Origin of the sequence: Nonomuraea sp. WAC 01424 (assembly GCF_003947315.1) — a bacterium.
Classification (GTDB): Bacteria; Actinomycetota; Actinomycetes; order Streptosporangiales; family Streptosporangiaceae; genus Nonomuraea; species Nonomuraea spiralis.
The window spans coordinates 24,905-38,570 of record NZ_QHHZ01000034.1; the positions used below are offsets into that span (position 1 = coordinate 24,905).

The 13,666-nt window shown below is 71.4% G+C and carries 10 protein-coding genes; 7 read left to right on the plus strand and 3 right to left on the minus strand.

Annotated features, from left to right (window positions below; translation table 11 throughout):
* The first annotated feature begins 74 nt into the window (after positions 1-74).
* Together DMB42_RS51450 and DMB42_RS55840 are read left to right on the plus strand one after the other, a co-directional pair.
* A complete protein-coding gene (locus tag DMB42_RS51450; RefSeq protein ID WP_125649292.1) occupies positions 75-1,733 on the plus strand; it encodes a carbohydrate binding domain-containing protein in 1,659 nt (552 codons plus the stop codon).
* Entirely contained in the window at positions 1,730-3,556 is a 1,827-nt protein-coding gene (locus DMB42_RS55840; RefSeq protein WP_125649295.1) for a chitinase, read from the plus strand. Before DMB42_RS51450 ends, DMB42_RS55840 begins: the two co-directional genes overlap by 4 nt.
* Here the strand turns inward: DMB42_RS55840 and DMB42_RS51460 are convergent.
* Positions 3,543-5,129, minus strand: a complete 1,587-nt coding sequence (locus DMB42_RS51460) for a molybdopterin-dependent oxidoreductase (RefSeq protein WP_125649298.1) — start codon at positions 5,127-5,129, stop codon at positions 3,543-3,545. The two genes, DMB42_RS55840 and DMB42_RS51460, sit on opposite strands and share 14 nt — an antisense overlap.
* A gap of 117 nt (positions 5,130-5,246) precedes the next feature.
* On the opposite strand from DMB42_RS51460, the gene DMB42_RS51465 reads away from it, so the two are divergent.
* Positions 5,247-6,632, plus strand: coding sequence for a hypothetical protein (locus tag DMB42_RS51465; protein ID WP_125649301.1), 1,386 nt, complete (start codon positions 5,247-5,249; stop codon positions 6,630-6,632).
* Here the strand turns inward: DMB42_RS51465 and erm are convergent.
* On the minus strand, positions 6,621-7,331 hold the full coding sequence (gene erm, locus DMB42_RS51470) for a 23S ribosomal RNA methyltransferase Erm (protein WP_396986492.1): 711 nt from the start codon (positions 7,329-7,331) through the stop codon (positions 6,621-6,623). The genes DMB42_RS51465 and erm overlap by 12 nt on opposite strands.
* Before the next feature lie 346 nt (positions 7,332-7,677).
* Here erm and DMB42_RS51475 point away from each other — a divergent pair, with 346 nt between their 5' ends.
* The 4 genes from DMB42_RS51475 (at position 7,678) to DMB42_RS51490 (ending at position 12,192) form a co-directional block, all read left to right on the plus strand.
* Positions 7,678-8,739: an ATP-binding protein gene (locus DMB42_RS51475; RefSeq protein ID WP_125649307.1), complete on the plus strand. Its 1,062-nt coding sequence runs from the start codon at positions 7,678-7,680 to the stop codon at positions 8,737-8,739.
* Positions 8,736-10,511 (plus strand): DUF2201 family putative metallopeptidase, encoded by a 1,776-nt coding sequence (locus tag DMB42_RS51480; protein WP_221762744.1) that lies wholly within the window; start codon positions 8,736-8,738, stop codon positions 10,509-10,511. Before DMB42_RS51475 ends, DMB42_RS51480 begins: the two co-directional genes overlap by 4 nt.
* A gap of 88 nt (positions 10,512-10,599) precedes the next feature.
* On the plus strand, positions 10,600-11,454 hold the full coding sequence (locus DMB42_RS51485; protein WP_125649312.1) for a hypothetical protein: 855 nt from the start codon (positions 10,600-10,602) through the stop codon (positions 11,452-11,454).
* A 36-nt stretch (positions 11,455-11,490) separates the two neighbouring features.
* On the plus strand, positions 11,491-12,192 hold the full coding sequence (locus DMB42_RS51490; RefSeq protein WP_125649315.1) for a helix-turn-helix transcriptional regulator: 702 nt from the start codon (positions 11,491-11,493) through the stop codon (positions 12,190-12,192).
* Here the strand turns inward: DMB42_RS51490 and DMB42_RS51495 are convergent.
* Complete coding sequence (locus DMB42_RS51495; RefSeq protein ID WP_260478429.1) at positions 12,169-13,209, minus strand: AI-2E family transporter; 1,041 nt, start codon at positions 13,207-13,209, stop codon at positions 12,169-12,171. The two genes, DMB42_RS51490 and DMB42_RS51495, sit on opposite strands and share 24 nt — an antisense overlap.
* Positions 13,210-13,666: the final 457 nt, after the last annotated feature.

A 13,666-nucleotide genomic window follows, 5' to 3' on the forward strand; every position in this document is an offset into this window, starting at 1 on the left:
CCGCTGAGGCGGCCCGCCACCCCCGGGTGGCGGGCCGCACCGGCGCGCGGTCCGCACCCCCCGAAAGGACCCGCATGAGACCCCGCACCAGACTGCGAGGACTGGCGGCCACGGCCCTGGCCGCGCTGGGGCTCACCGCCCTGCACGCGACCCCCGCCGCCGCCGCGAACATCCTGACCAACCCCGGATTCGAGTCCGGCCTGAGCGGCTGGACCTGCCCGGCCGGCGCGCAGGCCGTCACCACCCCCGCGCACAGCGGCACGCAGGCGCTCCAGGCCACCCCGCAGGGGTCCGACCTCGCCCGATGCCAGCAGACCATCACCGTCAAGCCCAGTACCGCCTACCAGCTCTCCGCCTGGGTCCAGGGCTCCTACGTCTTCCTCGGCGCGACCGGCACCGGCGTCAACGCCAGCACGTGGGGCGCCCCCGGCAACCAGTGGGGCCAGCTCAAGACCTCCTTCACCACCGGCGCGAGCACCACCTCCGTGACCGTGTACGTCAACGGCTGGTACGGCCAGACCGCCTACACCGCCGACGACATCGTGCTCGACGGCCCCGGCGGCCCGCCCGACACCGAGGCCCCGACCGTCCCCGGCGGCGTGGCCGTCGGCGGCCCCACCGGCACCTCCCTCACCGTGACCTGGTCGGCCTCCACCGACAACTCCGGCTCGGTGGCCCGCTACGAGGTCTCCAGGGACGACGCCGCCCCCGTCGCCGTACCCACGACCAGCCACACCGCCACCGGCCTGACCCCCGACACCGCCTACGCCTTCCGCGTCAGGGCCTGCGACGCCGCCGGCAACTGCTCGGCCTACTCGGCCCCGGTCAGCGGCCGCACCTCCAAGGACACCGTCCCGCCCGCCGGCGACATCAGGTACGCCCCCTACATCGACATCACGATGACCAGCCCGTCCCTGGTGGGCGCGGCCAACGCGACCGGCGTGAAGAACTACACGCTGGCCTTCGTCCTCGGCGACAGCTCCGGCTGCAACCCCGCCTGGGGCGGCACGATCCCGCTCGCCGACACCCGGATCATCAACGACGTCAAGGCACTCCAGGCCCAGGGCGGCCAGGTGGTCGTGGCCAGCGGCGGCGCGGTCGGCCCGTACCTGGAGCACGCCTGCGGCACCTCGGCGGCGCTGCTGGCCGCGTACAAGAAGGTGCTCGACACCGTCGGCACCAACCACCTGGACATCGACGTCGAGGCGAGCATCGACGCCGGCAAGGTCAACACCGCGCTCAAGCAGCTCCAGGCCGAGCGCGGCACGGTGATCAGCTACACGCTGCGCGTGCAGGGCCAGGACTACGGCGTGGACCCGTTCTCGCTGCAGATCCTCCAGGACGCCGCCGCCAAGGGCCTCGACGTGATCGTCAACCCGATGCTGATGAACTTCGGCTACACCGGCAACTGGGGCGACGCGATGACCGCCGCCGCGCAGGCCACGCTCGGCCAGATGAAGGGCGTCTGGCCCGCCAAGAGCGATGCCCAGCTCAGGCGCGCGCTCGGCGTCACCCCCATGATCGGCAAGAACGACACCGGCATGACCACCACCCAGGCCGACGCCCGCAAGCTCCTGACCTGGGCCAACAGCAACCACATCGGATTCGTCGGCTTCTGGTCCGCGGCCCGCGACAACGGCGGCTGCCCGAACGGCCAGATCTCGCCCACCTGCAGCGGGATCTCCCAGTCCAGCTACGAGTTCACGAACATCTTCAAGGGGTTCACCGGATGAGCGGCATCTTCAGGTGGCGCACCGCCGTGGCGGCGGTCGCGCTCGCCCTCGGTACGGCGGGACTGACCGCCACTCCCGCCCTGGCGGCCAACATCGCCGTCAATCCCGGCTTCGAGGACGGGCTGACCGGCTGGACCTGCAGCGCCTCCTCCGGCGCCGCCGCCGTCACCTCTCCCGTCCACGGCGGCACGAAGGCCCTGCGGGCCACCCCGGCGGGCGTCGACACCGCCCGGTGCCAGCAGCAGATCAGGGTGCAGCCGTCGTCGTCGTACACGTTGTCGGCCTGGGTGCAGGGCAGCTACGTCTTCCTCGGCGCGACCGGGACCGGCGGCACCGACCCGCAGACGTGGGGCTCGCCCGGCTCGTCCTGGACGCAGCTGCGCACCACCTTCACCACCGGCGCGAGCACCACGTCCGTGACGATCTACCTCAACGGCTGGTACGGCCAGACCGCTTACGTCGCCGACGACATCGTCCTGGACGGCGCACCCGGCGGCGGAGGCGGCGGCGACAACCAGGCCCCCACCGTCCCCGGCAACCTGACCGTGGGCGGCGCCACGAGCAGCACGCTCACCGCCACCTGGTCGGCCTCCACCGACAACGTCGGCGTCGACCGGTACGAGGTCTCCCGCGACGGCGGCTCCCCGGTCGCCGTGACCGGCACCAGCCACACCGCCACCGGCCTCAGCGCCTCGACCACGTACCGCTTCAAGGTCCGCGCCTGCGACGCGGCCGGCAACTGCTCGGCCTACACCTCCGAGGCCACCGGCACCACCACGACCGGCGGCGGCGGAGGCGGCGGGCTGCCCAAGCGCGTCCTGGTCGGCTACCTGCACGCCTCCTTCGCCAACGGCTCCGGCTACATCCGCATGGCCGACGTCCCCGCCGAATGGGACGTCATCAACCTGGCCTTCGGCGAGCCCACCTCGGTGACCTCGGGCGACATCCGCTTCCGCCAATGCCCGGTCGCCGAGTGCCCGAACGTCGAGCCCGAGGCCGACTTCGTCGCCGCCATCAAGGCCAAGCAGGCCCAGGGCAAGAAGGTGCTCATCTCGATCGGCGGCCAGAACGGCCAGGTGCAGCTCACCACCACGGCGGCCCGCGACAAGTTCGTCGAGTCGGTCGCGGCCATCATCGACAGGTACGGCCTCGACGGCCTCGACGTGGACTTCGAGGGCCACTCCCTCTACCTCAACCAGGGCGACACGAACCTGGCCAACCCCACCACACCCGTCGTCGTCAACCTGATCTCCGCGCTGCGCACGCTCAAGAGCCGCTACGGCGCCAAGTTCGTGCTCACCATGGCGCCCGAGACGTTCTTCGTCCAGCTCGGCTACCAGTTCTACGGCCCCGGCCCGAACGGCTCGGCCGACAGCAGGGCCGCCTCCTACCTGCCCGTCATCCACGCCCTGCGCGACGACCTGACCCTCCTGCACGTGCAGGACTACAACTCCGGGCCGATCACCGGCCTGGACAACCAGTACCACACGATGGGCGGGCACGACTTCCACGTCGCCATGACGGACATGCTGCTGGCCGGCTTCCCGATCATGGGCAATCCCAACAACGTGTTCCCGCCGCTGCGCCAGGACCAGGTGGCCATCGGACTGCCCGCCTCGCCCAACGCGGGCAACGGGTTCACCACCGTCGGGGAGGTGCAGAAGGCGTTCGACTGTCTGGCCAAGGGCGTCAACTGCGGCTCCTACAAACCGCGCGGCGTCTACCCCAACCTGCGCGGCCTGATGACCTGGTCGATCAACTGGGACAAGTACAACGCCTTCGAGTTCTCAAGGAGTCACCGGTCCTACCTCAACGGCCTGTGAACGGCCGGACCAGCTGGGTGGGCTTGAGCTGCACCCCCAACCCCGGCGGACGGTAGGTCGGCAGCGCCTCGCCGTACTCGTGCATCCAGGCGTGGTCGACCATCAGGCGCATGCGCCCGTCCGCCGGCGTGCCGCCCCGCCGCGCCCGGGCGGTACGCCCGGCCAGCCGCGCCACCGCCTCGGCCACCAGCTCCGCGTCCGGCGGCGCGAGGTCGCACTGCTCGTCGGGGCCGATGAGCAGGTCGACCTCCGGCGGCAGCGGGTAGATCGGCCGGGGGATCGCCAGCACGCGCGGCGAGGGCGCCATCGGCCACCCGTCGCGCACCGCCTCCAGCAGGACCGAGCGCGACGTGCGGCGCGCGAACAGCCCCTCGCACAGGGCCCAGCTCAGCGCGCCCACGTCCGCGCGGTCCTCGCCGCAGGCGTGCAGGCACAGGTACGGCACCAGCGGGATCCCCTCACCGCCCGCCGGCTGCGCCCACCCGCTGCCGCACCCGGTCAGCACCAGCAACGCCAGCATCGCCCGGTAGGCGGTGTCGGCGTGCGGCGTCTCCAGCCGCCCCGGCACGATCATGCACCGCCCGCCGGTCTTCTCCGCCGTCACGCCCAGCTCCCGCGCGGTCTTCACGGTCCGCGACGCGGCCACCCCGGTGTAGATCTCCTGCCACCCCGGCGTGTACGGCTCCCGATCCGCGTACCCCTGCGGCCACACGCCAGGCAACCCGTCGCGCGCCACGCCGTAGGCGGCCAGCAGCAGGTCGAACACCGTGGTCACCAGCTCGCCGCCGTCCCGGACGACCGGCACGCCGCGCCGCAACACGCCCGGCCCGAAGTCGAAACGCGGCAGCAGCACCTGCACGGCCTCGCCGCCGTACAGGCTGAGCCGGTCGCAGGTCCGGCCGAGCAGCCCGCCCGGCACGTACGCGTCCTCACGCTCGCGCAGCCGCACCAGGAACGGCAGGTCCGTACGCTCCATCGCGTGCGCGGCGAACGGCGGCCGGTCCAGGAAGAACTCCTTCAGCAGCACGTGGCCCATCGCCATCGCCAGCGCGCCGTCCGTGCCCGGCCGCACGACCAGCGTCTCGTCCGACAACCGGGTCGGATGGGTGCCGATCGCCACCACCTTCTGACCCTTGTACCGCCCGGCGATCACCCACGGCGTGTCCGCCGTACGGGCCAGCCGGTTGTTCTCGCCCCACAGCAGCACGTACGCCTCCCGCGCCCAGTCATCGGCCCCCGGCCCCGTGAAACGCGGCCCGAGCACCTGCTCCGACGCGCACGGATGCTCGGTCAGCAGCGCGCCGCCCAGCCCGCCCACCACCCCGGCCAGCGGCGACGTCGCCAGCGCCGCCACCCGGTCCGCGCCGTGCTCGGAGGCGGTGTGCACGATCGCCGCCGCCGCCAGCTCGGCCGCCGTCGCGTCGTCCAGCGGCACTCTCCGCTCGCCGCGCCGGGCCCGGTAGACCTGAGAGTTCCCTGTGAGTTTCGCCCAGGCCGCGACCGGGTCGCGGACCCCGTGCCGCACCTCGAAATAGAGCCTGACCAGTGCCTGGTTGACCTGCGATCCCCCCATGGAAAAAGTTCAACACAGACAGTCATGTTCTATCGCGTTACGTGTCCGCATGTCGGGGATAAGAATTGGAAGCCCAGGTGGCGGCACTCAGATTGTTACGGCAGGCTAGGGGCCGCCATGGATTACGCAGTTCTCACGGGGATAGTCCTCGTCGCCGGTGTCCTGCTCGCCCTCGTCGCGCAGTGGCGGGATTGGCGGCCACCCCTCTACGTCGCCGTCCTCGTCGGCGTCGCCGTACGGGTGCTGATCATGTACACGTCGGCGATCGACTCCTGGCAACCCGTCGACTTCATGGAGAGCTTCAAACCGGCCGGCGAAGCGGTCCTCCAGGGCAAGGACCCGGTCCTGGCCAGCGAGGGCGGCTGGCACTTCCTGCCGACCATCCCCTACGTCTACGGCATCCTGCTCTGGCTCGGCATCCCATGGGAGTACGCCGGCCGCCTGGTCACCGTCGTCGCCGACATCGTGCTGATCCCGCTGGTCGGCAAGCTGGCCGGCGGCCCCAAGTCCTCCCTGCGCGCCCTCCAGTACGCGCTCAACCCGCTCGCCCTGCTCATCGCCAGCGTCCACGGCCAGGTCGAGCCGGTCGCGCTCGTGTTCGGCGTGGCCGCGTTCGTCGTCGCCCGCGGGCCCGGCGACCCCGACCGTCCCGGCATCACGACCGACGTCGTCGCCCGCGTGCGCAACGGGGTGTCCGCCTACGGGGTCGGGCCTTCGGTGCGCCGGGTGCTCGGCCGCGGCGGCATGCTCCGCCGGGCCCTCCTGCCGGGCTCCACCGACCGGGCCGACCTGCGGCGCGGCCTGCTCGCCGGGCTCCTCATGGGCCTCGCGCTGTGCGCCAAGAGCTGGCCGATCTGGTTGATCCCCGGCATGCTGCTGCTCCTGCCCCACCTGCGCGCCAGGATCGCCGCCCTCGCCGTCACCGGCCTGGTCCCGGTGTTCTTCCTGCTCACCTCGCCGATCTTCGCGGGCACCACGCTCGACGAGATCCCCGCGGTCATCCGTACCATCCAGGACATCCGCCCGATCGTCGGCGAATGGGGTTACACCCCGTGGTTCACCGGCGGAGACTGGGCGCTGATGCCGGGGCTGGCCTCGTTCGGCACCAAGCTCATCTACATCAGCGTCGTCGCCGTCCTGCTGCTGTGGCGGCGCGCCGACCCGATCGACCTGACCACGGCCATCCTGCTCGTCTTCATGGTCATGACGCCCCGGCTCGGCGCCCAGTACCTGCTGTGGTTCATGCCGTTCCTGGTGGCCAGGCCGACCAGGTGGGCCTGGCCGGCCATCATCGGCGCCTCCACCTGGGCCGCCTTCGGCTACCTCTACATGACGCAGTTCAGCGTGAACGACTGGTGGTACCTGCACCGCGACTGGTCGCGGGCCTCCATCGTGCTGCTGCCGGTCCTGCTGCTGGCCATGCCCTGGGGCCGCCGCGTGGCCAAGCCGGGGAGCAGGGCCGCCGCCGTCGGGGCGGCGGCCAAGGTCACCTCAGCGGCATAGCCGCCGCCACAGCGCGACCCACTGGTCCGGGTGCACGTGGCCCACGACGGCGTCGCGGGCCACGCCCGCCTCGCCGAGCGCCGCGTCCACCCCCCGGTAGCGGGTGCGCAGCGAGGCCCGTACGGAGCCGCCGACCCCGCCGAAGCCCAGCTCGACCAGCTCCAGGTAGCCGCCGCGATCCGAGACCAGCGGCTCCGGCCGCCGACGCAGGCGCAGGATCGCCGAGTCGACCGACGGCACGGGACGGAAGCTCTCCCTGCCGATCGTGTCGCCGAGCCGCCAGTCGAACCACGGCCACGACGACACCGTCACGAGGCTCCACCGGCCGTAGTCGCCCGTACGCTTGCGCGCGTACTCCCGCTGCGTGACCAGCGTCGCCGAGGTCATCTCCCGAGCCCGCAGGCACCAGTCGACGATCCTCGACGTGATCGAGTACGGGATGTTGCCCACGACCGCGAACGGCTCGTCCGGCGACCGGGCCGCCGTGAAGTCGCCCCTGACCACCTCGATCCGCGGATCGGTCCGCGTACGCGAGGCCAGCCGCCCCGCGAGCCGGGGATCGAGCTCGTAGCCGATCACGCGGGCCCCGGCCTCGGCCAGCGCCAGCGTGAGCGCGCCCGGCCCGCAGCCGGGTTCGAGCACCAGACCCTCCGGCGCCGCCGCCTTGACCACCAGCTCCACGGCATGCCGATCGGCCATGAAGTTCTGCGAGAGCTCACGCCTGACCCGGTCGGCGGGCGTGCGACCGCCGCCGCCGTTCCTGACGTTCTTCTGAGTGTGTGAATAGTTTCCGTGCGCGAAATTCTGCGCCACAGCACTGCCCCTTCGGGTCTTCGAGATGAACGGGTCTCGAAGGGCCCTGGGCGCGCCTGCGGACGCGCGGTGTCAGCCGTCCGCTAGCAGGCCAGAGCCCGGCCGTGGCGGATGCGGATGAACACGGTGCAGAACATGGAACACATGGCGCCGACAGTAGGCGGGCCCGCACCACCAGGGCAAACGATTAATGTGATGCGGACGCCCACCCCGGTTCGCCACTCTGGGAGGCATGCAGGCAACGGTCAAGGTCACCCCGGCACGCCTGCCGGAGGTGCTGCTGCACGTCGCCGTGGTCCGCCCGGTCTTCCTGTGGGGCGCCCCCGGCATCGGCAAGAGCTCGCTGGTACGCGAGTTCGCCCGCTCGCTCGACCTGGAATGCGTGACCCTGCTCGGCACCCAGCTCGCCCCCGAGGACCTGATCGGCGTGCCCGAGCTGGTCGGCGGGCGCAGCCGGTTCGCCCCGCCGGAGTCCATCGCCCGCGACGAGCCCTACTGCCTGTTCCTCGACGAGCTCAACGCCTCGGCGCCCGAGGTGCAGAAGGCGTTCTACTCGCTCATCCTCGACCGCCGCATCGGCACGTACGAGCTGCCCGAAGGCTCGGTCGTGATCGGCGCCGGCAACCGGGCCACCGACAACGCGCTGGCCCGCCCGATGGCCTCGGCGCTGATCAACCGCCTGGTCCACGTGCACCTGCACGCCTCGGCCGACGACTGGCTGGCCTGGGCGGCGGCCAACGGCATCCACCCGTGGGTCGTCGACTACGTCGCCCAGCGCCCCGACCACCTGTGGAGCGCGCCGCCCAAGACCGAGGAGCCGTTCTCCTCGCCGCGCGCCTGGCACATGCTCTCCGACGTGCTCACCTCCTACGGCGACGACGTCGACGACGAGACGATCGCGATGCTCGCCTTCGGCACCCTCACCACCGCCCACGCCTCGGCCTTCCGCGCCTACGTCAAGACCGTCCGCCACGCCTACGACCTCGACGCCGTCCTCAAGGGCGAGGCGCCCTGGCCGCGCCGCCCGGAGGAGCGCGACCTGCTCTACTTCCTCGCCGAGGCCTTCCGCGCCCGCCTGATCAAGGAACTGCCCGCCGACCAGCGCGGCGCCTCCGCCCGCGGCCGCGACCTGGGCTTCCGCGCCAAGACCCGGCTCGTCGAGCTGGCCGAGATCTCGCTCGAATGCGCCCAGCTCGTCATCGCCAACAACGCGGACGGCGCGCCCGCGCTCCCCATCTGGTTCCTCGTCGAGATCGGCAGGGACGTGCCCCGGCTCATGGCGGCCCGCGCGTGAGCCGCCGCAAGCCCAAGGCCGACCCCTGGCGGGCCGAGGTGCTGAAGGGCTGGACCGCCGTCACCCGCCACCCGCTGTTCGCCGGCTTCCACAGCGACCTGCTGGAGGCCGACGACGACTGGCTGCCGCCCGAGGCGTGGGCGGTCGTCGGCGGCGACGGCGACGTCACCTTCCACCCCAAGCGCCGCGCCTCCGCCGAGGAGTGGTCCTGGGTCTTCGGCCACCTGCTGCTCCACCTCGGCTTCGGCCACGCCGACCCGCGCCTGTGCGCCCCCAAGGACGTCGACGGCGACCGGCCCGAGCCTGCCTACCACGCCGCCTGCTGCGTGGCCGTCGAACGTTTCCTGCGCACGCTCAAGATCGGCCGCTGCCCCGCGGCGCTGCCCGACGAGCTGCCCGAGGGGGACGAGGTGACGCTGTCCGAACAGTGGCGCAGGCTCGGCGTCCCGCCGCGCTTCCAGCCGCTCGGCCCGGCCGACTTCCCGATCTCCACCGAGGAGGACGCCGACCACTTCGACTTCCGCCGCAGGTTCGCGATCGGCATCGCGGAGGCGGCCACGTCCGCACTGGACCGGGCGGGCGCGCCGCGGACCCCCGTCGAAGGCCACGTCAAGGGCCCCTGGGACGTCGCGCTGCGCTGGTTCATGTCGTCGTACCCGCTGCTCGGCGCGCTGGCCGCGGGCATGAAGATCGTCTCGGACGCCGAGCTGGCCAGGGGCTGGGACATCTCGATCGCCGCGGTCAGCGCCGAGGCGGGCGAGATCTACGTCAACCCGCTGGCCGAGCACACCGAGCACGAATGGCGTTTCGTCCTGGCCCACGAGATGCTGCACGCCGCGCTGCGCCACGGCGAGCGCGTCGGGATGCGCGACCCGTACCTGTGGAACGTCGCCTGCGACTACGTGATCAACGGCTGGCTGGTCGAGATGGGCGTCGGCGAGATGCCCGAAGGGCTGCTGTTCGACCAGTCGCTGAGCGCCATGTCCGCCGAGGCCGTCTACGACCGCATCACCGGCGACCTGCGGCGTATGCGCAAGCTGGCCACCCTGCGCGGACGCGGGCTCGGCGACGTGCTCGACCGCCCGCCACGCCGCGCCAGCTCCTACGTCGACCTCGACGAGTACTACCGCAACGCGCTGTGCACCGGCCTGGCCTACCACCAGTCCAGCGGACGCGGCCTGCTGCCCGCCGGGCTCGAACAGGAGATCCGCGCACTCGACCAGCCGCCGCTGCCCTGGGACGCCCAGCTCGCCCGCTGGTTCGACGAGCACTTCCAGCCCGAGGAGAAGCGCCGCTCGTACGCCCGCGCCTCCCGCCGCCAGGCCGCCAGCCCCGGCATCCCGCGGCCCGGCCGGGTACGACCCGAGGAGGTCGTACGGAAGAAGACGTTCGGCGTCGTGCTCGACACCTCCGGCTCCATGGACGTCAGGCTGCTTGGCAAGGCACTCGGCGCCATCGCCTCCTACGCCGCCGCCCGCGACGTCCCGAAGGCCAGGGTCGTGTTCTGCGACGCCATGGCGTACGACGCCGGCTACCTGCCGGTCGAGGAGATCGCCGGCCGGGTCAGGGTACGCGGCCGGGGTGGCACCGTCCTCCAGCCCGGCGTCAAGCTGCTCGAACGCGCCGAGGACTTCCCGCCCGACGGCCCGATCCTGCTGATCACCGACGGCCGCTGCGACGTGCTGCGCATCCGCCGCGAGCACGCCTTCCTGGTGCCCCAGGGCGCCCCGCTGCCCTTCCGGCCACGCGGTCCGGTCTTCTACATGAAATGACCTCGTCCGCGCGTCCGATTCGGACAAGAACCCGCCCCGCCCTGAACGATAGCTTCGCCGGGAAGACAGCCTTTCGACGGAGAAGAACATGGACACACTTGACCGGGCGGCACAATTCCTGCGACTCCACGGCAGGCTGATCGACAGGCTGAGGTTCGAGGCGCTGTTCGCCGGCGGCCCCCGCGAGCGGGTGCTCGACGCCCTGCGCTGCTACCAGAACCCCGACGGCGGCTTCGGCAACGCCCTGGAGCCCAACCTGCGCGGCGCCGGCAGCCAGCCGCAGCCGGTCGAGGTCGCCTTCTGGATCCTCGACGAGCTCGACGCCTTCGACTCCCCGATGGTCGCCGCCGCCTGCGACTACCTGTCGGGCATCACGGCGGCGGGCGGCGGGGTGCCGTTCGTGTTGCCGTCCGTCCGCGACACCCCGCGCGCGCCCTGGTGGCAGACCGCCGACGACCCGCCCGGCAACGTCAACCCCACCGCCGCGATCGCCGGGCTCCTGCACAAGCACGGCGTCACCCACCCCTGGCTCGGCCCGGCCACCGACTTCTGCTGGTCCCGCCTCGCCCACCTCACCGAGACCAGTCCGTACGAGGCCCGCGCCCTCCTCGTGTTCCTGGAGCACGTACCCGACCGCGAACGCGCGCTCGCCGAGTTCGCCCGCCAGGTCGAGGCCGTCCTGGCCACGGTCACCTTCGACCCGCACGCCGAGGGCGCGGTCCATCACCCGCTCGACCTCGCGCCCGCGCCGTCGGCCCTGCCCCTGTTCGACGCCGCCACCCTCGACACCCACCTCGACGTCATGGAGGCCGCCCAGACCCCCGAAGGCGGCTGGTTCCCCAACTGGGCCGCCTGGACCCCGCTCGTCCTGCACGAATGGGCGGGCTACCTGACCATCCAGCACCTGAGGACCCTGCGCGCGTACGGCCGCCTCCACCCCTGACCCGGTTCTGTCGGCGGGGTCGCATACGTTGGAGGCATGTACGCGGAACGGCACCCCGGCCCCGACCTCGTCGACCGCATCGCGTGCGTGTGGCACCAGGTCAGCGAGGGCGACACCACCCAGCTGGTGGTGCCCGACGCCTGCGTCGACCTCGTCTGGGGGCCCGGCGGCCTCTTCGTGGCCGGCCCCGACACCGGCCCGGAGCCGGTCCCGATGGCGGCCGGCGACAGCTTCGTCGGCATCCGTTTCCGGCCCGGCGCGGCCGGCGCCGTCTTCGGCGTCCCGATCCACGAGCTGCGCGACCGCCGCGTCCCCCTGACCGCCCTCGCCGCTCTCACCGTGCCCGCCCTCGACGAGGCGCCGTCCGACCGCCTCGCGGTCATGCGCGCCGCCGTCCTCGCCCGGCTGCGCGAGGCCCCCGGCCCCGACCCGGCCGCCCCCGACCTGGCCGGCGCGCTGCGCATGGGCCGCAGCGTGCGCGACGTCGCCTGGACCCTCGGCCTCAGCGAGCGCCAGCTCCACCGCCGCAGCGTCGCCTCCTTCGGCTACTCGCCGAAGACCCTCCAGCGCATCACCCGGTTCCAGCGCGCGCTCACCCTCGCCCGTACGGGCCTCCCCCCGGCGGACGTCGCGGCCCGCGCCGGTTACGCCGACCAGGCCCACCTGTCCCACGACGTCAAACGGCTGAGCGGCGTGACGCTGGGCCGCCTGCTCTCACCCGTTCGGCATCTTGCCTGACACCAGCGCCTGCGCCCACTTCGCGCTCGGATCGCTGTCGATCAGCAACGCCCGCGCCAGCAGGCTGAGCGGGATCGCCAGGATCGCGCCGAGCGGCCCCAGCATGAACGTCCACACGATCAGCGACAGGAACGTCATCGTCGTCGAGAGCCCGACCGCGTCCCCCAGGAACTTCGGCATGATGAACGACTGCGTGACCACGTTGATGACGATGTAGGCCACGACGACCAGCACCATCGTCTCCACCCCGCCGTCCAGCAGCGCCAGCATGGCCGGCGGCAGCAGCCCGATGATGAACCCGATGTTCGGGATGTAGTTGGCGATCAACGCCAGCACCCCCCACAACAGGGGCAACGGCACGTTCAGCAACGACAGCACGATCACATCGAGAACCGCGTCGATCAGCCCGAAGACGGTCGAGACGATGAGATACCGCCGCGTCTTGTGCGCGAACATCGCCAGCGCCGTCACCAGCTGCGGCCTGTTCCCCTCCCCGGTCGTGAGGATCCGCGCCGTCATCGGCGCGTCGAGGCACATCGCCAGCAGTAGCACCACGATGAGGAACAGGCTGGACAGGATGCCGATCACGCTCCCGAGCAGGCTCTGCGCGAGACCCAGCATCCGGCCCGGATCGAACGCCTGCACCGCTTTGCCCAGCACGTCGCTGCCCAGCCCGTGCGTGCCCGCCCAGTGCTCGGACTCGGCCAGCAGCGCCTGGAACTGCTTGGTGTACGACGGCAGCAACGACACGAGCTGCGTCACCGAGATCGTCAGGATCCCGACCATGCCGAGCAACATCAGCACCACGACCAGGAACGGCACGGCGACCTGCACCCACGTCGGCGCCCGCCGGGCCGCCAGCCAATTGCGCACCGGGGCGACGGCGATGACCAGTACGAGCGCCAGGACGACGGGCCCGACGATGGAATTGATCTCGCGAAGTCCGAAAAGGGCGATCACCGCGCCGGCGATGCCCACCAGGAGGATGAGTGCTCTGGGCACGTTCTGATCTCGCACGCCGGAATACCTACCCAGCGGGCTTCGCCGAGGAGTCGCGCGCCGCCGATTTGACGGTTCTGGGAGCCGTACATAGAGTTCACCAGTCCCACGAGGACGGCGTTGATCGTCGGCCTCACTCGGGGGCCACCTTCAGAACTGCCACTCCGGTGAACGTCCGCGTCCACGGAAGGTCGATTCGACAAGAGTCGGGCTTGGGAGTAAGTTCGAGGGGTTGTCCCGGAAGCGGGACGCGGCTTAATTCCAGCAGGTCGAGCAAGTCCGGTCAATTTGACAGAGACTTGAACGGCTGAAAGAATTAAGACACAACGAAAGAACGCAAGACGAAATGAACGCCTCTGAACGAGGATCCGGGAACGGGTTCTGGTGAGGAAGTACGCGTCCGTTTCTTGAGAACTCAACAGTGTGTTTAAAAGCCAGTGCATGAAAACCATGCATAACCCCGTCACATCTTCGG